Here is a 25838-nt window from a genome sequence, read left to right on the forward strand (position 1 = left end):
CCGATTCACTGCTTCTTGTCGTCCTTGACTTCGGTGAACTCGGCATCGACGACATCGTCGGCCGGGGCCGAACCACCGCCCGCCGGGCCCGCGCCGGGCTGCTCGCTGGACGCGGCCGCCGCATACAGGGACTGTCCGGCTTCCTCCAGCGCCTTGGCCTTGGCTTCGATCTGCGCCTTCTCATCGCCCTTCATCGCGGTTTCCAGATCCGCGATGGCCGACTCGACGCGGCCGATCACGTCGCCCGGCACCTTGCTGCCGTGCTCGGTGATGGCGCTGCGGGTGGCGTGGATCAGGCCGTCGGCGTGGTTGCGCGCCTGCACCAGCTCCTGGAACTTCTTGTCTTCCTCGCGGTGCGCCTCGGCATCGGCGACCATCCGGTTGATCTCGTCTTCGGACAGGCCCGAACCGGCCTTGATCTCGACCTTCTGTTCCTTGTTGGTCTTCTTGTCCTTGGCCGACACGTGCAGGATGCCGTTGGCGTCGATGTCGAAGGACACCTCCACCTGCGGCATGCCGCGCGGCGCCGGCTCGATGCCCGCCAGGTCGAACTTGGCCAGCGACTTGTTGAAGCGGGCCTGTTCGCGCTCGCCCTGCAGCACGTGCACCGTCACCGCGGACTGGTTGTCCTCGGCCGTGGAGAAGGTCTGCGAGGCCTTGGTCGGGATGGTGGTGTTCTTCTCGATGATCTTGGTGAACACGCCACCCAGGGTCTCGATGCCCAGGCTCAGCGGGGTCACGTCGAGCAGCAGCACGTCTTTGACGTCGCCGGCCAGCACGCCGCCCTGGATGGCGGCGCCCAGCGCCACGGCCTCGTCGGGATTGACGTCCTTGCGCGGCTCCTTGCCGAAGAATTCGGCCACCGCCTGCTGCACCTTCGGCATGCGGGTCTGGCCGCCGACCAGGATCACCTCGCCGATGTCGCTGGCGCGCAGGCCGGCGTCGTTCAGCGCGATGCGGCACGGTTCGATGGTCTTCTTCACCAGGTCTTCCACCAGCGCTTCCAGCTTGGCGCGGGTCAGCTTGATGTTGAGGTGCTTCGGGCCCGAGGCGTCGGCGGTGACGTACGGCAGGTTCACTTCGGTCTGCTGCGAGCTGGACAGCTCGATCTTGGCGCGCTCGGCCGCGTCCTTCAGGCGCTGCAGGGCCAGCGGGTCCTTGCGCAGGTCGATGCCCTGGTCCTTCTGGAACTCCTCGACGAGGTAGTCGATGACGCGCTTGTCGAAGTCCTCGCCGCCCAGGAAGGTATCGCCGTTGGTCGCCAGCACCTCGAACTGCTTCTCGCCGTCGACGTTGGCGATCTCGATGATCGACACGTCGAAGGTGCCGCCGCCCAGGTCGTAGACGACGATCTTGCGGTCGGCGCTGCCCTCGCCCTTGTCCAGGCCGTAGGCCAGCGCGGCCGCGGTCGGTTCGTTGATGATGCGCTTGACGTCCAGGCCGGCGATGCGGCCGGCGTCCTTGGTGGCCTGGCGCTGGCTGTCGTTGAAGTAGGCCGGCACGGTGATGACGGCCTCGGTGACCGTCTCGCCCAGGAAGGCCTCGGCGGTCTTCTTCATCTTTTCCAGCACGCGCGCGGAGATTTCCTGCGGTGCCATCTTCTTGCCGTCGCTGGTCTGCACCCAGGCATCGCCATTGTCGTGCGCGATGATGCCGTAGGGCACCAGGTCCAGGTCCTTCTTCACTTCGGCGTCGGTGAACTTGCGGCCGATCAGGCGCTTCACCGCATAGAAGGTGTTCTTGGGGTTGGTGACGGCCTGGCGCTTGGCCGAGGCGCCGACCAGCACTTCACCGTCCTTCGTGTAGGCCACGATGGAGGGCGTGGTGCGGTCGCCTTCCGAGTTCTCGATGACGCGGGCCTTGCCGCCGTCCATGATCGCCACGCACGAATTGGTCGTGCCCAGGTCGATGCCGATGATCTTGCCCATGATGGATCTCGCTCCCTAGCAGATTCTGATGTTGGACCCGGCGATCGGCCGGGTGGATGGTCCCGATATAGGGGTGCGATGACGCCGTTCAAGCGCCACCGGCCTGTCGTTCAGTCGTGCTTGGCCACCACCACCAGGGCCGGGCGCAGCAGGCGGCCGTTGAGCACGTAGCCCTTCTGGAACACCTGCACCACGCTGCCCGGTGCCGCACCGGGCGCATCGGCCTGGCTGATGGCCTGGTGATGCTCGGGGTTGAAGGCCTCGCCGGCCGGATCGAGCAGGCTCAGGCCGTTGTCGCTGGCGACCTTCAGCAGTTGCTTGAAGGTCAGCTCCAGCCCGTCCCGCAGGGGACTGGGCTCGCTGCCGGCGGCGGCCAGGCCGGCGTCCAGGCTGTCGAACACCGGCAGCAGGTCGCCCAGCAGGCGCTCGTTGGCGAACTTGCGGGCCTGCTCGATGTCGCGCGCCACGCGCTTGCGCTGGTTCTCCAGGTCGGCGCGCTCCAGCAGGGTCGTCGCACGCAGCTGGTCCAGCTCGTTGCGCAGGGTTTCCAACTCGGCCAGCAGGGCGGCGTCGGTGTCGGGGGATTCGGGCGCCTGGCCCGGGGTGGCATCGTGTTCGTGCTGTTCGTTCATTTCGGTTCCCTGGCGGCGGGTCCTGCCGCCCAACCGGGAACCTATGGGGCCGGGGCGTCGGGATTCAAGGCCGCGCCCAGCACATCGGCGGCCGCCTGCACCACCGGGATGACCCGGTCGTACGCCATCCGCGTGGGCCCGATGACGCCCAGCACGCCCAGCACCTGCCCGGCCGCCATGTACGGCGCGGTCACCACCGACACCCCGTCGTGCGGCGCCAGCCCGGTGTCCTCACCGATGAAGATGCGCACCCCCGGCGCGCGGATCGTGCGTTCCAGCAGCTGCAGGATCTCGCGCTTGCGCGCGAAGGCCTCGAACAGCTCGCGCAACCGCTCCAGGTCGGCCAGTTCCTGCACGCCCATCAGCCGGGTCTGCCCGGCCAGCACCACGTCGTCGTTGGGCGGCGTCAGCGCCTGCTCCGCCAGTTCGATGGATTCGGCCAGCAGGCCCTCCATCTCGGTCTGCGCCCGGCGCAGGTCGCGCAGCAGGCTGGCGCGGATGTCCGCCAGCGAGCGCCCGGCGAACTGGGCGTTGAGATAGTTGGCGATGCGCTCCAGTTCGGAGCGCTCGTACGGACGGCGGGTCTCGATGACCCGGTTCTGCACGTCGTTGTCGGCGAACACCAGGATGGCCATCACCCGTTGTCCGTCGAGCGGCACGAAATCGATGTAGCGGAAGGCGAACTGCTCGCGTCGCGGCACGCTGACCACGCCCACGAAATGGGTCATGGCCGACAGCAGCTCGGACGCATTGCCCAGCAGGGCCTGCGTTCCGGCGCCGCTGGGAAGTTCGGCGCGCAGGCGCGCCACCTCGCCTTCGCCCAGCGACTTCACCTGCACCAGGCTGTCGACGAACACCCGGTAACCCTGGGCGGTGGGAATGCGCCCGGCGGAGGTGTGCGGGGAACTGAGCAGCCCCACTTCCTCCAGTTCCGCCAGGATGTTGCGGATGGTGGCCGGACTGACTTCCAGCCCGGCATGCCGGGCCAGGGTCTGCGACCCCACCGGTTCGCCGTCGCGGATGTAGCGCGAGATCAGCGTGCGCAGCAACTGGCGGGCACGGGGGTCCAGCGAGGGCGACGGGGAGTTCATGCCCGCTAGATAACGTCGTGCCCGCGGCTTTGCAAGCCGTGCCCGTCCGGTCTCAGAACTTGCGCCTGCTCCGCTTACAATCCGCCGCATGCTCAGACATCTCGCCATCAAGGATTTCGCCGTGGTCCGCGCCGCCGAACTGGAATTCGGCGAGGGCATGACGGTCATCTCGGGTGAAACCGGCGCCGGCAAGTCGCTGCTCGTCGATGCCCTGGGTTTCCTGTCGGGCCTGCGCGCCGACAGCGGCGTGGTCCGGCATGGCGCCGAGCGCGCGGAACTGTCGGCCGAGTTCGCCGCGCCCCCCGGCTCGCCCGCCCAGGCCTGGCTGGCGGACAACGAACTGGACGACGAGGGCCAGTGCCAGCTGCGTCGCGTGATCCGTGCCGACGGCGGCTCCCGCGCCTGGATCAACGGGCGCAGCGTCACCCTGTCGCAACTGGCCGACCTGGCCGGGCGGCTGGTGGAAATCCATGGCCAGCACGAGCACCAGTCCCTGCTGGCGCGCAACAGCCAGCTCGACCTGCTGGATGCGTTCGCCCGCAACGACGCCTCGCGCGCCCGGGTGCGCGAGGCGGCCCGCGCGTGGTCGGCCCTGCTGCACGAGCGCGAGCAGCTGTCGGGCCAGGGCGATGTCTCCGACCGCATCAACTATCTGGAACACCAGCTGGCGGAGCTGCAGCGCGAAGACCTTTCGCCCACCGCGCTCGAACAGCTGGTCGCCAGCCACCGCCGCCAGGCCCATGCCACCGGCCTGATCCAGGCCTGCGACGCCGCGCTGGGGCAGCTCGCCGGGGACGATGCGCCGTCGCTGACCCGGCAACTGCAGCAGGTGCGGGCCGATCTCGCCCGCCAGGCCGAGCACGAACCGCGCCTGCGCGATGTCGATGGCCTGCTCGACGGCGCCGCCATCCAGATCGAGGAAGCCCTCTCCCTGCTGGGCCAGGTGCGCGACGACCTGGACGGCGAGCCCCTGCAGTTCGACGCCCTGGAGCGCAAGCTGGCCCGCGTGCACGACTTGGCGCGCAAGCACCGGGTGCCGCTGGAGGGCCTGCAGGAGCAGCACGACCGGCTGGCCGCCGAACTGGACAGCCTGCGCGGCGCCGGCGAGCGCCTGCTGAAGCTCAGCGACGAGATCGCCGCCGCCCGCCAGCAGTGGCGCGAGGCGGCGGGCGCGCTCAGCCGCACCCGCCAGCGGGCCGCCCGCGCCCTGGGCGATACCACCACCGCCCTGATCGCCGAACTGGGCATGGGCGGCGGACGCTTCGAGATCGCGCTGGAGCCCCAGGACGGCGAGCGTCCCGACCCCACGGGGGCCGAACGGGTCGAGTTCCTGGTGTCGGCCAACGCCGGCCAGCCGCCACGGGCGCTGCGCAAGGTCGCCTCCGGCGGCGAGTTGGCGCGCATCTCGCTGGCCATCGAAGTGGCGGCGCTGGGGCTGGATGCGGTGCCCACCATGGTGTTCGACGAGGTGGATACCGGCATCGGCGGCGCCGTGGCCGAGATCGTCGGCCAGAAACTGCGCGCCCTGGGCGCCGAGCGCCAGGTGCTGTGCGTCACCCACCTGCCCCAGGTGGCGGCGCAGGGACATGCGCACTATCGCGTCAGCAAGGCGCCGGTGGAGGGGGTAACCCAGAGCGCGGTCGAGAAACTCGGCGCCAGGCAGCGGGAAGAGGAACTGGCCCGCATGCTGGGTGGCGTGGAAGTCAGCAAGGAAGCCCATGCCGCCGCGAAGCGGCTGCTGGCCAATGCGGGTTGAGGCGAGGAAAGAGTCAATAGGAACGAGGAACGAGTGAAAGCGCGGCATCGCCCGCTTTCACTCGTTCCTCGCTTCTCGTTCCTGCCTACTGCTTCCTGGCTTCAGCGCTTCTTGCGCACGTACAGCACCAGCGAGTGTTCTTCCAGCTCGTAGCCGTGCCGGGCGGCGATCTCGCGCTGCAGCTTCTCGATCTCGCTGCTTTCGAACTCGATGATCTTGCCGGTGTCCACGTCCACCATGTGGTCGTGGTGGCCGCCGCGGTCCAGTTCGTAGACGGCCTGGCCGCCTTCGAAGTTGTGCTTGAGCACCAGCCCGGCCGCCTCGAACTGGGTCAGCACGCGATAGACCGTCGCCAAGCCGATCTCGTCGCCGTGCTCCAGCAGCTGCCGGTAGATGTCTTCCGCGCTCAGGTGGTGCTGGGAGTTCTTCTGCTCCAGCAACTCCAGGATGCGCATGCGGGGGTGGGTGACCTTGAGGCCGACTTTGCGAAGGTCCTGCGATTCCATGGCGTCTCCGTTCACTCTCGGTTTAGCGCCAGCTGCCTGAAGCTCGGTTGCGGCGGTCCGGGGGAGTGTATCATCGGCCCGATTTCCCACCGTACCTGTCCAATGCGCAAATTCCTGCTGGTTGCCGTCCTCGCTTCCGCCACCGCCGGCTGCGGCATCCTGTACAAGCAGCCGATCTACCAGGGCAACCTGATCGAGAAGACGGCCGTGGACCAGCTGCAGGTGGGCCAGAGCAAGCAGCAGGTGCAGTCGTTGCTGGGCAGCCCGTCCATCGCCGATCCGTTCCATGCGGACCGCTGGGACTACACCGCCAGCAACCGCACCAATCGCCGCGGCACCACCGAGATCAAGAACCTCACCCTGCTGTTCAACGGCGACACGCTGGCCAGCTGGGAAGGCGAGTACTTCCCCGAGGCCGACCTGCAGCTGTCGCGCGACGTGCGCAAGTTCGGCCCCAACCTGGCCAAGGAAAAGAAGAAGGGCGGCCGCCGCTGAGGCGCGGCCCTCCTACTTGAGCGCGCGCCGTCGGCGCGCCTCCTTCGGATCGATCAGCAACGGCCGCAGCACTTCCACGCGGTCGTTTTCGTTCAATACCGTGTCCGGCGTGGCCATGACGCCATGGATCGCCGCCGCCGGGTGTGCGGCATCGGCGAAACCGCTTGCCGCCAGCGCCTCCCTGACGGTGGCGCCCTCGGGCAGGTCCAGCACCACCGATTCGAACCGGTGGGGCCAGGCGCGGATCACCTCCACCCGCACGTCATTGCCCGCGGTCGGCGGCGCGCACGAAGTCGTCCACCATCCGGTCGGCCAATCCCTGGAAGCCCAGGGCCATCGCCGGGCCCAGCAGGCGGCTGGAAGGCTCGAACTCCAGGGTCAGGGTCACCTTGCAGGCCGACTCGTCCAGCGCATGGAAATCCCAGCGCCCGTGCAGCTTGCGGAACGGGCCGTCGACCAGGTTCATGTCGATCCGGTGGGGCCGGTCCAGCGCATTCTCGGTGGTGAACCAGGTGCGCAGCGAGCCCAGACCCAGGTCCAGGCGCGCCACCAGCCTGGCCTCCGCCTGCTCGATCAGCTCGGCGGCGCTGCACCAGTCGAAGCGGCGCGGGTAGGCCGCCACGTCGTTGACCAGGTCGAACATCCGGGTGGCCGAGTGTTCGACCAGGGCGCTGCGGCGGATCGTATGCATGTGGCTCGCGTGGGGTTCCGCCTTCGGCGACAATAGGACGGATGGCAAAGAAACCCGACAAGAATAAAGCAATGGGCACGATCGCGCTGAACAAGCGCGCCCGGCACGAGTACCACCTGGAGCAGCGATACGAAGCCGGCATCGCCCTGCAGGGCTGGGAGTTGAAGGCCATCCGCGCCGGCCGCGCCAACATCACCGAGGCCTACGCGGTGATCCGGCATGGCGAGCTGTTCCTGTTCGGCGCGCAGATCACGCCGCTGATCCAGGCCTCCACCCACGTGGTGGCCGACGACCGCCGCACGCGCAAGCTGCTGCTGCACCGGAACGAGATCGACAGCCTGATCGGCAAGGTCGAGCGCGATGGCTACACGCTGGTGCCCACGTCGCTGTACTGGAAGGGCAACAAGGTGAAGGCCGAGCTGGCGCTGGCCAAGGGCAAGCAGACCCACGACAAACGCGCCAGCGAGAAGGACCGCGACTGGGCCCGCGAGAAGTCGCGGGTGATGCGCCAGCACAACAAGGATGCGTGATTCCATCGCGCGACGCGATGGAATCCCCAGGATTCGCCTTGCGAATCCTGGGCCCCGACGCACGCTGCCGATCCCCCATTCGCGCTGACGCGCGAATTCGCCCCCTTGCCAAGGGGGCTTGGCTCGAAACCACGATGGCTTGAACCCTGATGCTGAACGTCGGCTCCGCCGCGCCTTGTGAAGCGGGGTGCCCGCCCCTACACTGCTCCTTGTCAGGAAGTTTCTGACTCCCGGGGGTGCACTGGCTTCGACGGGGGTTGCAAAGTTTCCTGGTGCATGCCGAGGGGGCAGCTTTCCTCGTAAATCCAGCGGCAAAACTCTAGTTGCCAACGACGACAACTACGCTCTGGCCGCTTAAGGCCTAAGCCCTGAAACTGCTTGTGTCCGTGCTCGCAGCGTAAGGTCATCATCACGGAATCGCCGGGAGTGGTTGCCTGTCAGCACCCGGTTAACCCAAAACAGGCTGGTTCTGCGGTGCGCTTGGCCCACCGTGCTGCTGCAGGACGAGACCTAACGGCGGGATAAGCATGTAGTACCGGGGATGGAGTGCCTTCGGACGGCGGTTCAATTCCGCCCACCTCCACCAATAATGAAACCCCAACCGTTCTCGGTTGGGGTTTTTTCTTGCCCGATCGCGTCGGTTCCTGCGTGTTGTTGGGTCAAGCGAACCTGGACTCCAGATCAGACCGCTACTGAAAGCGGGGACGTCGGCAGCGGTGGGAGGCGGAGATCCGTTCTCGCATGACCAACAGGGCTTCCCCCTTCAGCCATCTCGCAGTCACTCCCGGAACACCTCCAGTGCACACCTCGCATTCCGGAACAAAGGCTCGGCGGCGGCGCTGACCAAAGAGCAGTGCCCCCCTTACAGGACATGACTCCCCTGCTACCTTAGATATCTTGGAGATACCTAGGGTGTTTTCTAAGATCCTTGCTGAAGGTGTAGATCAAGTAGTACCGCTAGGTACTCATGAGGCGAGCCTCCAGTACACCGAAGGCAACCAAGGGTGCATGGGAGGAACCGTGACGGGCCACGAATTCCGAGAAATTGGACTCTCCGGTGGTGTAGTCACCATTGAGACAATACGGACCGAGCAAGGCATGCGCCAAAGCTTGGGCTTCTCCATGACTAGGCCCGTCCCTTCGGCGCTATGGGGTGTCTGGGCTATTCCTCCTGGCAATCCGATAGCCTTTCTGCCCTTCGGCGGCATCGGCGACGCAATGCCGCCTCGTCCGCATCCATATGCGTTTCCAGTGTATATGCCATCCGATAGCGAGGGCTTGTTCGGTAGGCAATGCCCCACGTGCCGCCGTTACTGGAGAGATGGAGGCGTAGGAGTTGTAGCCGTATGCCCGTACTGTGGCGACCGCTTCGGTTCGCACTTTTGCATAACCGAAGGCCAGATGAGATACATCCAAGCTTACGTAGCCCTTTTCGCCGAAGCCATTGATTCGGAGGTTGAGGGAACTTATACCCTCAACATGGATGAAGTGGCTGAGACTGTTTCTCGGCCCAATCAGCGTCCTTCGTACTTTTTCGCGGAAGAGGCCCAGCAGAACAAGTTTCGATGCAAGGAGTGCGGGGGCACCAACGATATCCTGGGCACGACGGGTTATTGCGCACGTTGCGGAACACGCAATGACGTTGAGTGGCTCGAACGGACGCGCCTTGCTGATATCAGGCAGCGTCTTCACTCCGGGCAGACGGCGCCCTCTGATTGTGTCCGAGACACCGTCTCCGCATTCGACAGCACTGTTCGCCAGATCGTCCAGCAATTGATTCGCCACGTACCGCTTATTCCGGCACGACGTTCTGCGTTAGAGGTTTCGTATCACTCGCTCGATAAAGTTGCTGTCGCTATCACATCTGCATTTGGTATCGATTTGTTAGAGGGCCTTTCCGGGTCCGACCAACAGTTTGTGGTCCGTATGTTTCATAGGCGCCACGTGTACGAACACAACGGCGGCATTGTGGACGAGAAATACTTGGCAGATACAGGCGACAATGTTCGCTTGGGGCAGGCCTTGTCGGAGGACGTGGAAAGCGCACAGCGATTGACTGAACTGGTCGCGCGGATGGTGCGGAACTTTGTCGCAGGCTTCCATCAACTCATTCCACCACGCGAAGAGCCGATCTCGTGGGAACAAGAGAAACAGAAGCGGATGCAGGAATTTAGGAGCCGACAGGGTCGAAGCGCGTGACCCTCTCACCCAGAAAAAATCCGAGGGGGCCCGCAGACCACCGGCGGCCCCACTTTCCCAACACCTGCCCCCGCCCTCGCAACGGGGTGGCCTGGAGGAGTGCTGAGGCGCACCTAGGCTGCCGGAGGTGGGACCCGAACACGATTAGGACTCACCCTCGGTGTCCCTGGGTCGCTCATATTCGGCCTGAAACACTTGCCATTGCTCGATGGCTAGCACCGTGCGGGGCGACCTACTGTTCATACGTACTGCCACGCCTACCCCGCCGCGCTTGCGGCCAGCGGCCCATCTGCGGCCAGGGACGCCGCCGCAATAGTGCCCACTGGCGTAGGTGCGAGCCTCAGATCTGGGCCCAGATTCAAAGTGCCGCCCCCATTCAGCCCATAGGCCGGATCCTCCAGAGGCCGGCCTTTGCGTCTCCACCGCCCGGCTAGGGGTCATCACCCACCCCCTTCCTGTAAAATCCCCGCTCTTTTGAGCCTCTGTGTGACCACTGTGCAGTACCGGACGCCCACGGCGGCCCCCGCCTTCGTCCGTCTCCTCGCCCGCCTGGGCGGGGCCGACCTGCCCGATGCCGGCCCGGTGCTGTCCGAGCGGCTGGGCCAATGGATCGACTGGAACCGTGCCGTCTCGCTGTCGCGGGCGCTCGATGGCGCCGTTGCGCCCGATGCCGGCGCCGCGACGGGCGCCGATGCGCACGCCCAGGCCGTCGCCCGGGCCCGCACCTCGCTGACGGACGCCATCCTGCGTGGCGCGCCCACCGACGCGGACGGCGACGACTTCGCGCCCTACCGCCGCCACTGCCTGGACCGCCAGCGCGCCACGCTGACCGCCACCGGCCCCCTGCGCGGACGCCTGCGCGATGCCCTGGCCCAGCGCGGCGGCGACCTGGCTCGCCTGGCCGAGGTCGACGCCGTGATGGAAATGACCCTCAGCCCGCGCGAACAGACCCTGCTGGCCCACACCCCCACCCTGCTCGGCCTGCACTTCGAACGCCTGCGCGCCGCCGCGGATACCACCCCCGGCAGCGCCTGGCGGGCGCTGTTCCGCCGCGACCTGCAGGACGCCCTGCTGGCCGAACTCGACCTGCGTTTCCACCCCATCGACGCGCTGCTCGCCGCGCTTCGTAGCCCGTAATGCCTGGATGCCCTTGATGAAACAGCCCTTCTCCACCGCCCTCTTCCTTGCCGGCCTGGCCATCGTCGGCTGGATCGGCGCCGGCTACGTCGGCACGCACGCACTGGGCGTGGTGGTCACCCTGGTGATCGGCGCGTGCTACGTGGCCGGTGCGGTGGAACTGCATCGCTACCGCCAGGCCACCGCATCGCTCGCGCAGGCGCTGGGCGACGCTTCGCCCGCGGGCAACGGCCTGCAAGCCTGGCTGGCGCCGCTGCATCCCAGCCTGCGCCAGGCCGTGCGCCTGCGCGTGGAAGGCGAGCGCGTCGCCCTGCCCGCGCCCGCGCTGACCCCGTACCTGGTCGGGCTGCTGGTGCTGCTGGGCATGCTGGGCACGCTGCTGGGCATGATGGTGACCCTGCGCGGCACCGGCCTGGCGCTGGAAGGCGCCACCGACATCGACGCGATCCGCGGCTCGCTGGCCGCGCCGGTCAAGGGGCTGGGCTTCGCCTTCGGCACCTCGATCGCGGGCGTGGCCGCCTCGGCCATCCTCGGCCTGCTGTCCGCACTCAGGCGGCGCGAGCGCGTGCTGGTCGCGCAAGGGCTGGACGACGCTATCGCCACCTCGCTGCACGTGCATTCGCAGGCGTTCCAGCGGGAGGAATCCTTCCGCCTGCTGCAGCAGCAGGCCGCGCTGATGCCGGACCTGGTGGAACGCCTGCAGGCCATGGTGGCGGGCATCGAACGGCAGACCTCCGACGCCGCCGCGCAGCAGGCCGCGCGCCAGGAGGCGTTCCATGCCCGCACCGAAGCGGCGCAGGCGCAGCTGTCGAGCACGCTGGTCGCTGCCATGCAGGCGGGCGTAGAAGCCAGCGCGCAGGCGGTCGGCACCGCCCTGCAACCCGCGGTGGAGCGCACGCTGACGGGACTGGCGGGCGAAACCGCCGCCCTGCAGCAGTCCGTCGCCACCGCCGTGCAGCAGCAGTTGGAGGCGTTGACGGCCGGGTTCGGCACCGCGACCACGGCCGCGGCGGCCGCATGGGAGGGCGCCCTCGCCCGCCAGCAGGACGCCCACGACGCACTGGTCGCACGACTGGAAGAACACACCCATCAGCAGGCCGCCCGGTTCGACCAGCGCTCGCAGGCCTGGCTCGACGCCGCCGCCGGCCAGCTCGAGCGCACCGCGACCACGCTGGCGGAGGGCTGGACGCAGGCGCTCAGCCAGCAGGCCAGTTCCGCCGACGGCATCGCCACGCGCAACGCCGACGCCCTGGCGGCGGCCGGCGCCGAACTCCGCGCGCAGGCCGCCGCGCTGGTCGAAGCGGTCGACGCTTCGCACGCGTCACTGCAGCGCACGCTGGCCGAACAGGACGAAGCCCGCCTGGCCGCCTGGGCCGCACAGCTGACCGCCATGGGCACCGCCCTGCGCGGCGACTGGGAGCGCACCGCCGCCGAAGCCGCGCGCCTGCAGCAGGACATCTGCGACGCCCTGGCCCGCAGCGCGAACGACATCACCGCACAGGCGCAGACGCACGCACAGCAGACCATCGCCGAGATTTCGCAGCTGGTGCAGGTCGCCTCGGAAGCCCCGCGTGCCGCCGCCGACGTGGTGGCCGAACTGCGCCAGAAGCTGTCCGACAGCATGGTGCGCGACACCGCGCTGCTGGAAGAACGCACCCAGATGATGGGCACGCTGCAGACCCTGCTCGATGCGGTGAACCACGCCTCCACCGAGCAGCGCACCGCCATCGATGCGCTGGTGGCGACGTCCGCCGACCTGCTGGAGCGCGTGGGCACCCGCTTCACCGACCACGTGCAGGCCCAGACCGGCAAGCTGGAACACGTCGCCGCGCAGGTCACCGCCGGCGCCACCGAAGTCGCCGGCCTGGGCGATGCGCTGGAAAGCGTGGTGGCGCGCTTCGGCCAGACCAACGATGCGCTGCTCGAACGCCTGCAGGCCATCGAGGGTGCGCTGGAGCGCTCGCTGGTGCGCAGCGACGAGCAACTGGCCTACTACGTGGCGCAGGCGCGCGAAGTGGTCGACCTCAGCCTGTCCGCGCAGCGCCAGATCACCGTGGACCTGCAGCGCCTGGCCGGGGCCGACGCCGCATGAGCGTGGAAACCGGAGACGACGCCGATCTGGGCGCGCCCGTCTGGGCCAGCTTCGGCGACCTGATGTCGGTGCTGCTGGGCGCGTTCGTGCTGGTGCTGGTGGGCGTGATTGCCGTGCAGGCGCAGCTGGCCCAGCGCCTGGACGAGGAAACCCGCCGCCGCGAGCACGAAGCCCGGCAGCGCAAGGCGCTGGAAGACGCGCTGGCCGCGCCGCTGGCCGAGGGCCGGGTGACGCTGGTGGACGGCCGCATCGGCATCCGCGGCAACGTGCTGTTCGCGCTGAACTCCGATCAGTTGCAGCCGGAGGGCCGCGACCTGCTGAAAAGCCTGGCCGCGCCGCTGGCGGGCTACCTGCGCACGCGCGAGGAAATCCTGATGGTCAGCGGCTTCACCGACGACCGCCAGGTCAGCGGCAGCAATCGCCAGTTCGACGACAACTGGGACCTGTCCGCGCAGCGCGCCCTCACCGTCACCCGCACCCTGATCGCCGAGGGCGTGCCGTCCTCGTCGGTGTTCGCGGCCGCGTTCGGCGCCGAGCAGCCGGTCAGTCCCAACGCCACCGAGGACGGCCGCGCGCGCAACCGCCGCGTGGAGATCGCGCCCATTGCCCGCCCCGCCAAGCGCGGCGGTGACGATGGACGGTGACGCCCTGCCGCCGCTGGCGCAGCTGCAGGCCTGGCGCGCGCAGGGCGCGGACCGTGCGGACCCGGCGCGCTTCGACATCCTGCAGGCGCTGGCCGCACGGGTGGGCGCGCACGAGGGCGAAGCCCGTCGCCTGCTGGAAGCGCGACTGGCCGGGTTGATGCGGGCGTACGCAAAGGCCCTGGCGCAACGACCGTCCGCCGCACCCGCATCCGGGCACACGACCGTGCCGACCTCCGGCCTGCGCGAACTGGTCGCCGCGCTGCAGACACGCGCGGACCACGTTCCAGGCCCTGATGCACCGCCCGCCACGCCTACGCAGCTGACCGAAGCACGCGACACCTGGTCCCGGGTCCGCATCGACAGCCAGCTGCGTGCCTCCCTGCACGACGTGCCCGAAGACGCCGGCCCGTTGAACTCCGGCATGCTGGTCCACCGCGCCCTGCACCTGATGCGCGCGGTGTCGCCAAGCTACCTGCAGCACTTCATCGCCTACGCCGACACGCTGTCGTCGCTGGAGCAGTTCCAGCAGGCCGCGGCGCCGCTGATCACGGCCACCGACACCCCGCCCCGCGCCAAGCGCGCATCGCGCAAACGGAAACCGGCCGCGACGTAACCCCGCCGTTCCCGCCCGGGTCTCCTGATGAAGCCGTGGGCGCGACCTCAGTCGCGAGGGACTATCGTCAAAGCGTCCCCGCTCCTACAACCCCTGGGCTTCTGTAGGAGCGCCCCATGGGCGCGATGCTTTCCGTTCGGGCTCCGAAGAGCATCGCGGGCACGGCGCGCTCCTACAACCCACGGGTCGCTGTAGGAGCGCCCCATGGGCGCGATGCTCTCCGTTCCGGCGCCGAAGAGCATCGCGGGCATGGCCCGCTCCTACAGATGCGCCGCGCGCCGGCGGTAACGCACCTCGCGATAGACGTCGGCCGCACGCCTTTGCCGGTCCAGCTCAGGGATACAGCAGATGCTGCCTGCGTAGCGCCTCGAACGCCGACAGCCCCGGCTGCCAACGCGCTTCCATGGCCTCCACGCTGTCGCCGCGCTGGATCGCCGCGCGCAGATCGTCCACGCCGGCCAGCCGGTCGAAGAACGGCGGCTGGCCCGGCAGGAAGGCGAAGTGCTGCGGGTGCTGGTCGTGCAGGGCCTTCAGCACGGCCAGGCCGGTCCGCACCGGGCGGAAGGCGTGGCGGTCGGTCACGTGCAGCTGCACGCCTGCGCAGGCCTTGCCCGCATGCTTGGAGAACGTCGGCGTGAACCAGGTGGGCCGGAAGCGTACGCCCGGCAGGCGCATGGCATTGAGCCGCGCAGCCAGGGCCGGCGCATCCACCCAGGGTGCGCCCAGGGTCTCGAACGGGCGCGTGGTGCCGCGGCCCTCGGAGACGTTGGTGCCTTCCAGCAGCCCCATGCCCGGATAGACCAGGGCGGTGTCCGGCGTGGGCATGTTCGGCGACGGCGGCACCCACGGCAGCGCGCCGCGCAGCGGTTCCTCACCCCGCCGCCAGCCCTGCATCGCCACCACGTGCAGGTCGGCGCCGATGCCGAAGGCGGTGTTGAACAGCGTGGCCAGCTCGCCCAGCGTCATGCCGTGGCGCAGGGGAATGGGGAACTGGCCGACGAACGAGGCCAGCGCCGGGTCCAGCACCGGCCCTTCCACCCGCACGCCACCCAGCGGATCGGGACGGTCGGCCACCACCACGGGAATGCCGGCGCGCTTGGCCGCGCGCATCACCCCGGCCAGCGTGTACGGATAGGTGTAGAAGCGCGTGCCCACGTCCTGAATGTCGAACACCAGCACGTCGATGCCCTCGAGCATCGCCGGTGTCGGTTCGCGGTGCTCGCCGTAGAGACTGTGCACGGGCAGGCCGGTGGCCGCATCGCGGGCGGACGCGACGTGATCGCCGGCCTGCACGTCGCCGCGCACGCCGTGTTCGGGCCCGAACAGCGCGACCAGTGCGAAACCCGGATGCCCGGCGAAGCGGTCGACATTGCTGCGCAGCTGGCTGTCCAGGCCGGTGGCATTGGTCACCAGTCCCACCCGTCTGCCCCGCAGCAGGTCCAGGCGCTGCTCCAGCAGCACCTCGATGCCCAGCTTCGGCGCCACGCCCGCGCAGTCGCAGCCCGGTGCGGCCGCGCCGGATTGCGCAAGGCCAAGACCCAGCAACAGCAGCAGCCCCAGGCCCAGCGGGCGCAGTGCAGCATGCAGCGGACCAGGAAACCGGGGCATAGTGTCATGACCGTTTGCTATCGTTGTCATGACGATAGCAGCCTGTGCGCGGCGTCGGGCAAGCGACAGCACTGCCGGACGCGCCGCATTCTTCCGTTGTCTGGTGGGGAACCCGATGTCCCGTATGGCGAAACGCATCATGCGCAGCATGTCCTTCCTTGTCATGGCCGGTGCCGCAGTGCCCTTGGGCGCGCAGCCCATGCCCAACCGCCTGGGCGTCACGCCGTCGGCGCAGTCCCGCGATTTCGTGGCGAACAAGCAGCAGTTCCAGTTGCACAGCCTGCTGACCGAGCAGCGCCATCCGCGCAGCTTCGACCTGAGCACCCGCATCGCCGCCGATACCGCCGACGGGCTGGCCGCGCTGCTGGCGGTGGACGAGGACATCTCGGTGGCATTGCAGGGCGTGGCGGACGATCCCGCGCGCCTGGCGGCGCTGGAAGCCGCCAGCCGCGACATCACCCGCGCCCTGCGCGACGGGCACCGCCTGTACTTCTACGGCACCGGCTCCACCGGGCGCCTGGCCGAGACCATCGAAAGCGGGCTGTGGCGCCCGTTCTGGCAGCGCACCGCGACCTCGCCCGCGATGGCCAGGATCGAGGCGCGCTTCCCCGGCCTGGGCGAACGCGTGCGCGGCGAGATCACCGGCGGCGACCGTGCGCTGATCGCCTCGCTGGAGGGCTTCGAGGACATTCCCGAGATCGGCCGACTGCAGTTGCAGGACAACGGCATCCGGCCGCAGGACCTGGTGTTCGCCGTCACCGAGGGCGGCGAGACGTCCGCGGTGATCGGCACCGCGCTGGCGGCGGCCGACCAGGCCGGCGCGGACGTGCGCCGCACGTGGTTCGTCTACAACAACCCCGACCAGGTGCTGCGCCCGTTCGAGCGCAGCCGGCGCGTGCTGGACGATGCGCGCATCACCAAGATCCCGCTGCCGACCGGGCCGCAGGCGATCACCGGTTCCACCCGCATGCAGGCCACCACCACCAGCCTGTACGTGCTGGGCGTGGTGCTGGAGGACGCCACCCGCGCCCTGCTGCGCGAGGTGCTGACCGCCGACGAACTGGCCGCGCTGGGCTTCAACGACGCCGGCATCGCCGAGCGCCTGCGCGGCTTCGCCGATATCCAGCGCACCACCGCCGGGGCCGCCGGGAGACTGGCCGCGTGGACCGACCGCGAGGCCGCCAGCTATGCCGCCGGCCGCCATGCCACCTATCTGGCCACGCGGGCGCTGATGCCGGTGTTCGTCGACGTGACCGAGCGCGCGCCGACCTTCCGCCTAGGGCCGCTGGACCCGGTGGACGCGGCCGAGCGCCGCTCGTGGATCCAGGTATGGACGCCGGCCGCCGATGGCGCGCAGGCCTGGCAGGCGTTGCTGCACCGGCCGTTCCATGGCCTGGACAAGGCGCTGTACCTGCCGCCCTTCCAGGACGGGATCGACGACCCCTACCTGCGCGAAGCGGCGCTGCGCGGCCTGTCCAACGCCGGCGACGAACAGCAGGCGCTGTACGACCTGTCGTTCTCCGACGCGAACATGCAGCGCAGCGGCCCGCAGGCCGGCGACACCGGTGCGCTGATCCTGCTGGGCGACGAAGCGCACGCCGATGCCAACCGCCGGTGGCTGCAGGCCTTCGCCGCCGCCGGTGCGGACCCGGTACTGGTGTCCGTCTCCTCGCGTCCCGTCGCCAGCGAGGTGCTGGCCGACGTGGCCGCCCTGCCGCGGCCGGTGCCGGTGATCGCGGTGACGGTGCCGCAGCGCGATGCGTTCGAACTCAACCAGACCATCGCCCTGAAGATGCTGATCAACGCGCATTCCACCGGGGTGATGGCCAAGCGCGGGCGCGTGGTCGGCAACACGATGACCAGCGTGCAGCCGGGCAACCTGAAACTGATCGGCCGCGCGACGTGGCTGATCCTCTCCCACGTCAACGCCGTGCTGGAGACGCCGGCGTGGCGCACGGCGCGCGGCAGCACCCCGCCCCTGACCTACGCCGAGGCCAATGCGGTGCTGTTCGAGGCCATCGAGCAGCGCCGCACCACGCCGGGCGCGGGCGGCCTGCCGGAAGTGGAGCTGTCCGTGGTGGCGGTGCTGGATGCGCTCAAGGCGGACAGGCCCATCGACTGGAATGCCGCCGCCACGCAGTTGCGCGCCGGCGGTCTGGGCCGCTACCTGGCGCCCTACGCGACGGCGACTGCAGCTCCCAGCCGCTGATCGCCTGCGCCCCTGAGGGAGAGCGGCTCAAGCCGCGAACGCCCTGCCGAGGGCGGGCGTTCCCGAAGCAGCGCGTCAGCGCTACTCTTCCCGTGCGATCGCGACGCACGTTGCGCCTACGTGTTTCCTTGAGCGCGGCGCCGGATCAGCCCTGGCCCTTCGCCCGGGCGAACGCCGCCGCCAGCGCGTTGTCGGCCGGCGGCGCGCCGGTCTTCGCCGGTGCAGGACCACGGCGCTGGTCGCGCGGGGTGCCGCGGTCGGGGCCGCGCGGCGGACGCGGATCGTGCGCCCGCGCATCGCGCGGAGCCTGCGGTGCCGGCGCGTCGTCCAGGCGGCGCGTCAGGGCGATGCGCTTGCGGGCCACGTCCACCTCCAGCACCTTCACCTTGACGATGTCGCCGGCTTTCACCACCTCGCGCGGATCCTTCACGTAGCGGTCGGACAGCGCGGAGATGTGGATCAGGCCGTCCTGGTGCACGCCGATGTCGACGAAGGCACCGAAGGCGGCCACGTTGCTGACCACGCCCTCCAGGATCATGCCCTCGCGCAGGTCCTTGATGTCCTCCACGCCGTCTGCGAAGCGCGCGGCCTTGAACTCCGGACGCGGATCGCGGCCGGGCTTCTCCAGTTCCTTCAGGATGTCGCGGATGGTCGGCACGCCGAACTTCTCGTCGGTGTACCGCTCGGCCTTCACGCTGCGCAGGAAGGCGGTGTCGCCGACGATCTGCTTCACCTGCCGGCCGCTGCCGGCCAGGATGCGCTCCACCACCGGATAGGCTTCCGGGTGCACGGACGAGGCATCCAGCGGTTCGTCGCCGTCGGCGATGCGCAGGAACCCGGCACACTGCTCGAAGGTCTTCTCGCCCAAGCGCGGCACGCCCAGCAACGCCTTGCGCGTGCGGAACGCGCCGTGTTCGTCGCGGAAGCGCACGATGTTCTCGGCCACGGTGGACGAGAGGCCGGAAACGCGCGTCAGCAATGCGGCGGATGCTGTGTTGACGTCCACGCCCACGGCGTTCACGCAGTCCTCCACGCGCGCATCCAGCGCGCGCGCCAGGCGGAACTGGTCCACGTCGTGCTGGTACTGGCCCACCCCGATGGCCTTGGGTTCGATCTTCACCAGCTCCGCCAGCGGATCCTGCAGGCGGCGGGCGATGGAGACGGCGCCGCGGAGGCTCACGTCAAGGTCGGGGAACTCCTTGGCCGCGAATTCCGAGGCCGAGTACACCGAGGCGCCGGCCTCGCTGACCACGATCTTCTGCATCTTCAGCTCCGGCGCGAGCTTGATCAGCTCGCCGGCCAGCTTGTCGGTCTCGCGGCTGGCGGTGCCGTTGCCGATGGCGATCAACTCCACCGCATGCTTGGCGCACAGCGCACGCAGCACGTGCAGGGACGGGTCCCACTGGCGCTTGGGTTCGTGCGGATAGATGGTGGCGGTGTCGACCAGCTTGCCGGTGCGGTCGACCACGGCGACCTTCACGCCGGTGCGCAGGCCCGGGTCCAGGCCCAGCACGGCCTTCGGCCCGGCGGGCGCGGCCAGCAGCAGGTCCTTCAGGTTGTCGCCGAACACGGCGATGGCTTCGGCCTCGGCCTTTTCGCGGGCCTGGTTGAACAGGTCCAGCAGCAGGTGCATGTGCAGCTTGGCGCGCCAGGTCAGACGGCAGGCATCCAGCAGCCACTTGTCGGCGGCGCGGCCCTGCGCGGAGACGCCGGCATGCTGGGCGACGCGGCCTTCGGCCAAGAGATGGCCGGCTTCAGCCTCCATGCCCGGGTCGAGGTCGAGCTGCAGGATCTCCTCGCGGCGCGCGCGGAACAGCGCGAGCAGGCGGTGCGAGGGAATCTTCGCCAGCGGTTCGGCGTGGTCGAAATAGTCGCGATACTTGGCGCCTTCGTTCTGCTTGCCTTCGGCGACCTTGGCGCGGATCACGCCGACCTCGCTCATCCACTGGCGCAGTTCGCCGACCAGCGCGGCGTTCTCGCCCCAGCGTTCCATCAGGATGGCGCGTGCACCGTCCAGCGCTGCCTTGGCATCGGCCACGCCCTTCTCGGCATCGATGTACGCGGCGGCGGCGGTTTCCGGCACCTGGGTGGGATCGGCCAGCAGGCCGTCGGCCAGTGGCTCCAGGCCGGCTTCGCGCGCGATCTGCGCGCGCGTGCGGCGCTTGGGCTTGTACGGCAGGTACAGGTCTTCCAGGCGCGCCTTGCTGTCGGCGCCTTCGATCTCGGCACGCAGTGCGTCGGTCAGCTTGCCCTGCTCCTCGATGCTGGCGAGCACGGCGGCGCGGCGGTCTTCCAGTTCGCGCAGGTAGGTCAGGCGCGTTTCGAGGTTGCGCAGCTGGGTGTCGTCCAGGCCGCCGGTGACTTCCTTGCGGTAGCGGGCGATGAAGGGCACGGTGGCGCCTTCGTCCAGCAGGGCGATGGCGGCCTTGGCCTGTGCGGTCTGTGCGCCGATCTCGGCGGCGATGGTGGCGGCGATGTGCTGGGCGATCTGGGGATTGCGGTCTTGCATTGCGTCCGTACTGGAAAACCCGATACTCCGGGTGGGACCGGGATTGTGGCAACGGATGGCCGCGCGGGAAACGGGTTGACAGCGGCGGCCGATACAGGCTGAAGAAGGCACCGTTGCCGGCGGGCGTTCCCAGGCCCTGCCGGGCCCGTGCATCGTTGCGGTGCCGGAAAAGAAGACGGGCCGCACAAGGCGGCCCGTCCGGACTGCAAGGGTTGACGCTTACGAACGTACCGGCAGTACGCGGATCTCGACCCGGCGGTTGAGTGCGCGGCCTGCGTCGGTGTCGTTGCTGGCGACCGGATAGCGCTTGCCCATGCCGACGATCTCGAAGCGCTCGCGCTGCAGGCCCTGGCCGATCAGGTAGTTGCCCACCGAGGCGGCGCGCTGTTCGGACAGGCGCTGGTTCACCGCATCGCTGCCGATGCTGTCGGTGTGGCCGCTGACTTCCACGATGGTCTGGTTGTACTCGCGCAGGGTCGAGGCCACGTTGTTGAGCGCCGGATAGAACTGCGGCTTCAGCTCGGCCTTGCCGAAGTCGAAGGTGACGCCGTCCGGCAGGTTGAGCTTGATGACGTCGCCATCGCGGCTGACGTCGATGCCCGTGCCCGCCGTCTGGCGGCGCAGTTCGGCCTCCTGGCGGTCCTGGTAGGCGCCGATGGAACCGCCTGCCAGCCCGCCGATGCCCGCGCCCACTAGCGCGCGCTGGCGACGCTCGGTGGCATCGCTGCCGCTGAGCAGGCCGGCCACGGCACCGATGCCCGCGCCGATCAGGGCGCCGGTGCGGGTGCGGTTGGGATCATTGGGGTCGTTGGTCTGGCCGGTATAGCTGGCACAGCCACCCAGCAGGGTGACGGTGAGCGCCGCCAGGGCGCCGGTCTTCAGCATCGCATTCATACATCCTCCTGGGCGGTGCGGGGAATGCACCGGAACGGCCGCAAGCCTACCCAGCAAAATGTTCACAACACGCGATTTGAGCCCTGTTCATTCAGGTAGCGTCGGGGATCACGCCATCAGCGCGAGCGCCCCGGGCGCATCCAGCGTCCGCTCCCAATCGCCCATCAGCGCCAGGTACAGCAGCTTGTCGAACTCCGGGCCGAAGCGCCGGATGACGGCATCCGGATCGGGAATGAGCTTGGCGTCGGCGATCAGGCCGAAATGCACGCGCCCGTTGTAGCTGAGGATGGACACGCCGATGCCGATGGAGCCGGTCTGCGGCACCCAGAACATCATCTCGCGCAGGCGGGACCCGCCCATGTACAGCGGCTGCTGCGGGCCGGGCACGTTGGTGGCCACCGCGGTGGCCTTGCGCGAGAACAGTTCCAGCGCCACCCCCTGGACGGCCGAAGGCGCCATGCCAAGGGCGGCAAGAAGTCCAAATGCAACAATGGCTTGCCGCGAATTCTTGAGGTCGCGCATGCAGTCGGCCACGCGCTCCAGCCGGCGAACCGGATTGTCCTCGCCCACCGGCAGGTCCAGGAACACCAGGCCGAAGTGGTTGCCCAGCTTGCGCGCGTGCTCCAGCGGGCGCAGGTTCACCGGCACGGTGGCGCGCAGGGTCACCCCTTCCAGCTGCTCGCCCCGCTCCAGCATGTAACTGCGCAGCGCGCCGGCGGCCGCCGCCATCAGCACGTCGTTGACGGTGCAGTCGCAGGCGCGGCCGACCGCCTTCACGTCCTCCAGGTCCAGCGGTTCGGCCCAGGCCACGCGCTTGCTGACGCCCAGCTTGCCGCGCAGCAGCGTGGGCGGGTCGTCGGACAGGGACAGTGCGTGCAGCAGTTCGCGGCCGATCTCGCCGCCCTCCTTCGCCAGCATCGTGGCCAGCGTGGGGTCCTGCATCATCTCCATGCCCTTGCCCAGCATCTTGCCGCCGATCTGCATGTAGCGGTCGATGGCGCCGACCCGGCGCACGACCTCGGCCCCGTCCTTCTTCAACCACGCCGACCGCAAATCCTTGCCCGCATCCGGCTTGCGGCTGGTATCGGTCAGCGACAGCAGCACCTGCACCAGCGCGATGCCGTCGGCATAGCTGTGGTGGATGCGCGCGACAAGCGCCGAGCCCTTGCCGTAGCGCTCGATCAGGTGGAACTGCCACAGCGGCTTGGTCTTGTCCAAGGGCGTGGACGCCATCTGGCTGGTGAAGCGCTCCAGCGCCTTCTTCTCGGATGCGGGATCGTGCCGGCCCGGCAGCGCGGAGAGACGTACATGCCAGTCGAGGTCGAAGTCGGGGTCGGTCACCCACGACGCACCCGCCGGCGTGTCGACCGCCTTCTGCAGGAAGCGCGGGTAGCCCAGGAAGCGCTTCTTCACCACCTGCTTAAGCCGCTCGAGCGTCATCGGCTCGTCGAACATCAGCACGCCGGTGATCATCATCGGATTGGTGGGGCGGCACATCCGCAACCAGGCGGTGTCCACCCGCGACATCGGCTCGCGACGCGGCTTTGCCGGCGCCTTCTTCGTGGCCATGCTTGCCCTCCTCTCCCGCGTCGAGTGAAGCATGCGGCGCCGAAAGGCGTCAACGCGGCTCAGTCGCCCGTCTTGCGGTAGGCCGCCAGCGCGCTTTCGCGTCCTTGCGCCAGGTCGACCAGCGGGCGGCGCGGGTAATCGGGCGCGACACGTGACATCACATCGGGCTTCTGCCACGGCGCGAAGCGCAGCGGAACCGGCACGGCCGCCAGCTCGGGCACCCAGCGCGCGATGTACGTGCCCTGCGGGTCGAACTTCTCCGCCTGCGTCACCGGGTTGAACACGCGGAAATACGGCGCGGCGTCGGCACCGGTGCCCGCGGTCCATTGCCATCCCAGCGTGTTGTTGGCCAGGTCGGCATCCACCAGCGTGTCCCAGAACCAGCGCGCTCCCTGCAACCAGTGGTAGCGCAGGTGCTTGGTCAGGTAGCTGGCCACGATCATGCGCACCCGGTTGTGCATGTAGCCGGTGGTCCACAGCTCGCGCAGGCCGGCATCGACGATGGGCACGCCGGTGCGGCCACGCTGCCATGCCTGGAGGGCGGCGGGATCGACCTTCGCCCAGTCGAAATGCGCGAAGCGCGGGTTGAGGTCGTGGGTGGTGGTCTGCGGGAAGTGGTGCAGCAGGTGGTAGGCGAACTCGCGCCACCCCAGTTCGCGCAGGTAGCCGTCCATGTCGGCGCTGTTGGCGGCCGTGCGCGCGCGCTCCAGTTCGGCCGTGATGCGCCAGGGGGCGATTTCGCCGAAGTGCAGGTGCGGCGAAAGCCGGGAGGTGCCCGTGCGGTCGGGACGGTCGCGGTCGGTGCGGTAGCCCTGGAGCGCGCCGTCGGCGAAGACCTCCAGTGCCTCGCGCGCGCCGGCCTCGCCCGGCGTCCAGACCTTCCAGAAGCCGGCATCCCAGCCGCGCGCGGGCGCCAGGCCCCAGCTGTCCAGCGAAGCACCGTCCAGCCCGGCCTGGACGGGCGGCAGCCGTGCGGGTGCGTCCCAGGGCGCCGGCACGCGCCACTGCGACAGCGCCGCACGCCAGAAGGGCGTGAACACTCGGTAGGGATTGCCCTGCCCGGTGGCGAGGTCCCAGGGTTCGAACAGCAGCCCGCCATTGAAACTTTCCACCTGCAGGCCCTGCTCGCGCAGCCTCTTCTTCAGCGATGCGTCGCGCGGCTGGGTGGCCGGTTCGTACTTGCGGTTCCAGAACACCGCCGCCGCCCCGGTCTGCTGCACCAGGGCCTGCAGGGCGGACGCGCTGGGTCCCTCGCGCAGCAGCAGGCGCGACCCGCGCGCCCGCAGGTCCGCATCCAGCGCCGCCAGCGACCGGTGCAGCCACGCCCGGGAAGCGGCACCGGGCTTCCATTGGCCCTCTTCCTGCGGCGCGTGCACGTAGACGGGCACGGGAGTGAAGCCCTGGTCCAAGGCCGCGCGCAAGGCGGGATTGTCGTCCAGGCGCAGATCGTGGCGGAACCAGACAAGGGCGTTGGGCATGCGCGGAACCGTCGGGGATCGGTGCCGCCTACGCAGCCGCCGCACCGCCGGATGCACCGCCGACGTATTGGCGGGGGATGCGCGCGTTGAGGCCGGTCAGGATCTCGTAGGGAATGGTGCCCGCGGCAAGGGCGACCGCTTCGCAGGAGATCGCATCGCCGCCCTGCGCGCCGATCAGCACCACTTCGTCCTCGTTGTAGGCGGTTCCACCGGGGCCCAGGTCGACCATGAACTGGTCCATGCACACCCGGCCGATGATCGGATGGCGCCGGCCGCGCACCAGCACTTCGCCGCGCGATGAGAGCGAACGCGGGTAGCCGTCGCCATACCCGATCGGCACGGTGGCGACGCGCGTGTCCACCGGCGCGGTCCAGGTGGCCCCGTAGCTGACCGTCCGGCCGGCCTTCACCACCTTGAAGTACACCACCTGCGATACCAGCGACAAGGCCGGCTTCAACGCCACCGTGGCCTGCGAGGCCGGATCCGGCATGACGCCATACAGCGCGATGCCCGGACGGACCATGTCCAGGCAGGTGTCCGGGAAATGCAGCACGCCGCCGGAATTGGCCAGGTGGCGCAGCGGCATGGGGGCGCCGATGCGGTCGAAATGCCCGCACGCATCGAGGAAGCGGTGCAGCTGTTCGCGCGTCATCGGCGAGGCTGGATCATCCGCGCAGGCCAGGTGCGAATAGATGCCTTTCACGGTGCACCAGCGGGAGGCGACAGCCGCTTCGATGAACGGCCCCGCATTCTCGCTGTGCACGCCGATGCGCTCCATGCCGGTGTCGACCTTCAGGTGGATCACCGCCTTGCGCCCCAGCGACGCCGCCGCCTGTTCCACCTGTCGCAGCTTGGCGATCGAGGACACGGTCACTTCCAGGTCGCAGGCCAGGAACTGGCCGACCTGCGGGGCATGGATACCGCCCAGCACCAGGATGGGCACCGTCACGCCCGCGCGCCGCAAGGCGATGCCCTCCTCCAGCAGCGCCACACCGAGGTGGCCGATGCCCCGCGCCTGCAGGTGGAGCGCGACCGGCACCAACCCATGTCCGTACGCATTGGCCTTGACGATGCCCATGACGGGTACGCCCGCCTGCGCCTGCAGGGCCTGGAAATTGTGGCTCAGCGCGTCCAGGTCCACGCGGATGCGCGTGGGACGGTCGCTGGCTTCAGGGCGGAACGAAGCGGCGGCTTCGAAAGCATCGGATCCGTGCATGCGGCGATTGTAGCGGCGAGTGCGTGCGCCGCTGCGCCGGA

The 25838-nt window shown here is 69.0% G+C and carries 20 protein-coding genes, 1 other RNA gene and 1 pseudogene; 10 read left to right on the top strand and 12 right to left on the bottom strand.

Annotation, left to right across the window (positions count from 1 at the left end; all coding sequences use genetic code 11):
• Positions 1-5 precede the first annotated feature (5 nt).
• From dnaK to hrcA, 3 genes are all read right to left on the bottom strand, one after another.
• Positions 6-1928 carry a molecular chaperone DnaK gene (dnaK, locus tag MUU77_RS09795; RefSeq protein WP_245086039.1) on the bottom strand — a complete coding sequence of 641 codons (1923 nt, stop codon included), beginning with the start codon at positions 1926-1928 and terminating at the stop codon, positions 6-8.
• A gap of 110 nt (positions 1929-2038) precedes the next feature.
• A complete protein-coding gene (gene grpE / locus MUU77_RS09800; RefSeq protein WP_245086042.1) occupies positions 2039-2560 on the bottom strand; it encodes a nucleotide exchange factor GrpE in 522 nt (173 codons plus the stop codon).
• A gap of 41 nt (positions 2561-2601) precedes the next feature.
• Positions 2602-3651: a heat-inducible transcriptional repressor HrcA gene (hrcA, locus tag MUU77_RS09805; protein ID WP_245086045.1), complete on the bottom strand. Its 1050-nt coding sequence runs from the start codon at positions 3649-3651 to the stop codon at positions 2602-2604.
• Positions 3652-3739: 88 nt separating this feature from the next.
• Between hrcA and recN the strand changes: the two genes are divergently transcribed.
• On the top strand, positions 3740-5407 hold the full coding sequence (gene recN / locus MUU77_RS09810) for a DNA repair protein RecN (RefSeq protein ID WP_245086048.1): 1668 nt from the start codon (positions 3740-3742) through the stop codon (positions 5405-5407).
• 101 nt (positions 5408-5508) lie between these two features.
• Here the strand turns inward: recN and fur are convergent, their stop codons facing one another.
• The gene (gene fur / locus MUU77_RS09815; RefSeq protein WP_245086052.1) at positions 5509-5913 is read right to left on the bottom strand and encodes a ferric iron uptake transcriptional regulator; all 405 of its coding nucleotides are present in this window, start codon (positions 5911-5913) and stop codon (positions 5509-5511) included.
• Between the two features lie 102 nt (positions 5914-6015).
• Between fur and bamE the strand changes: the two genes are divergently transcribed.
• On the top strand, positions 6016-6408 hold the full coding sequence (gene bamE / locus MUU77_RS09820) for an outer membrane protein assembly factor BamE (protein ID WP_245086055.1): 393 nt from the start codon (positions 6016-6018) through the stop codon (positions 6406-6408).
• Positions 6409-6420: 12 nt separating this feature from the next.
• Here bamE and MUU77_RS09825 read toward each other — a convergent pair whose 3' ends face one another.
• Together MUU77_RS09825 and MUU77_RS09830 are read right to left on the bottom strand one after the other, a co-directional pair.
• Complete coding sequence (locus MUU77_RS09825) at positions 6421-6669, bottom strand: RnfH family protein (protein ID WP_245086058.1); 249 nt, start codon at positions 6667-6669, stop codon at positions 6421-6423.
• 1 nt (position 6670) lies between these two features.
• Positions 6671-7099 carry a type II toxin-antitoxin system RatA family toxin gene (locus tag MUU77_RS09830; protein WP_245086061.1) on the bottom strand — a complete coding sequence of 143 codons (429 nt, stop codon included), beginning with the start codon at positions 7097-7099 and terminating at the stop codon, positions 6671-6673.
• A gap of 41 nt (positions 7100-7140) precedes the next feature.
• On the opposite strand from MUU77_RS09830, the gene smpB reads away from it, so the two are divergent.
• From smpB to MUU77_RS09865, 7 genes are all read left to right on the top strand, one after another.
• The gene (gene smpB / locus MUU77_RS09835) at positions 7141-7629 is read left to right on the top strand and encodes an SsrA-binding protein SmpB (protein WP_245086064.1); all 489 of its coding nucleotides are present in this window, start codon (positions 7141-7143) and stop codon (positions 7627-7629) included.
• A gap of 232 nt (positions 7630-7861) precedes the next feature.
• Positions 7862-8215, top strand: a transfer-messenger RNA (tmRNA) gene (gene ssrA, locus MUU77_RS09840).
• A gap of 815 nt (positions 8216-9030) precedes the next feature.
• Entirely contained in the window at positions 9031-9828 is a 798-nt protein-coding gene (locus MUU77_RS09845) for a hypothetical protein (protein ID WP_245086067.1), read from the top strand.
• Positions 9829-10314: 486 nt separating this feature from the next.
• Complete coding sequence (locus MUU77_RS09850) at positions 10315-10965, top strand: DUF3348 family protein (protein WP_245086070.1); 651 nt, start codon at positions 10315-10317, stop codon at positions 10963-10965.
• 16 nt (positions 10966-10981) lie between these two features.
• Positions 10982-13057: a DUF802 domain-containing protein gene (locus tag MUU77_RS09855; RefSeq protein ID WP_245086073.1), complete on the top strand. Its 2076-nt coding sequence runs from the start codon at positions 10982-10984 to the stop codon at positions 13055-13057.
• On the top strand, positions 13054-13701 hold the full coding sequence (locus MUU77_RS09860) for an OmpA family protein (RefSeq protein WP_245086075.1): 648 nt from the start codon (positions 13054-13056) through the stop codon (positions 13699-13701). Before MUU77_RS09855 ends, MUU77_RS09860 begins: the two co-directional genes overlap by 4 nt.
• Positions 13691-14314, top strand: coding sequence for a DUF2894 domain-containing protein (locus tag MUU77_RS09865; RefSeq protein WP_245086078.1), 624 nt, complete (start codon positions 13691-13693; stop codon positions 14312-14314). The genes MUU77_RS09860 and MUU77_RS09865 overlap by 11 nt, the downstream gene beginning before the upstream one ends.
• 333 nt (positions 14315-14647) lie before the next feature.
• Here MUU77_RS09865 and MUU77_RS09870 read toward each other — a convergent pair whose 3' ends face one another.
• Entirely contained in the window at positions 14648-15922 is a 1275-nt protein-coding gene (locus MUU77_RS09870; RefSeq protein WP_245086081.1) for a DUF1343 domain-containing protein, read from the bottom strand.
• A 148-nt stretch (positions 15923-16070) separates the two neighbouring features.
• Here MUU77_RS09870 and MUU77_RS09875 point away from each other — a divergent pair, with 148 nt between their 5' ends.
• Positions 16071-18131, top strand: a complete 2061-nt coding sequence (locus MUU77_RS09875) for a hypothetical protein (protein ID WP_245086084.1) — start codon at positions 16071-16073, stop codon at positions 18129-18131.
• A 145-nt stretch (positions 18132-18276) separates the two neighbouring features.
• Here MUU77_RS09875 and MUU77_RS09880 read toward each other — a convergent pair whose 3' ends face one another.
• The 5 genes and pseudogenes from MUU77_RS09880 to alr all read right to left on the bottom strand — a co-directional run bounded on the left by MUU77_RS09880 (position 18277) and on the right by alr (position 25797).
• A complete protein-coding gene (locus tag MUU77_RS09880) occupies positions 18277-20640 on the bottom strand; it encodes a Tex family protein (protein WP_245086087.1) in 2364 nt (787 codons plus the stop codon).
• A 219-nt stretch (positions 20641-20859) separates the two neighbouring features.
• Positions 20860-21432: pseudogene (locus tag MUU77_RS09885) on the bottom strand (OmpA family protein); the annotation flags it as partial.
• 210 nt (positions 21433-21642) lie between these two features.
• A complete protein-coding gene (locus MUU77_RS09890) occupies positions 21643-23103 on the bottom strand; it encodes a wax ester/triacylglycerol synthase family O-acyltransferase (RefSeq protein ID WP_245086092.1) in 1461 nt (486 codons plus the stop codon).
• Between the two features lie 59 nt (positions 23104-23162).
• Complete coding sequence (locus MUU77_RS09895) at positions 23163-24581, bottom strand: deoxyribodipyrimidine photo-lyase (RefSeq protein ID WP_245086094.1); 1419 nt, start codon at positions 24579-24581, stop codon at positions 23163-23165.
• A 28-nt stretch (positions 24582-24609) separates the two neighbouring features.
• Positions 24610-25797 carry an alanine racemase gene (alr, locus tag MUU77_RS09900; RefSeq protein WP_245086096.1) on the bottom strand — a complete coding sequence of 396 codons (1188 nt, stop codon included), beginning with the start codon at positions 25795-25797 and terminating at the stop codon, positions 24610-24612.
• Positions 25798-25838 lie beyond the last annotated feature (41 nt).

It is taken from the genome of Pseudoxanthomonas sp. F37 (assembly GCF_022965755.1).
In the GTDB taxonomy this organism is placed as follows: Bacteria; Pseudomonadota; Gammaproteobacteria; order Xanthomonadales; family Xanthomonadaceae; genus Pseudoxanthomonas_A.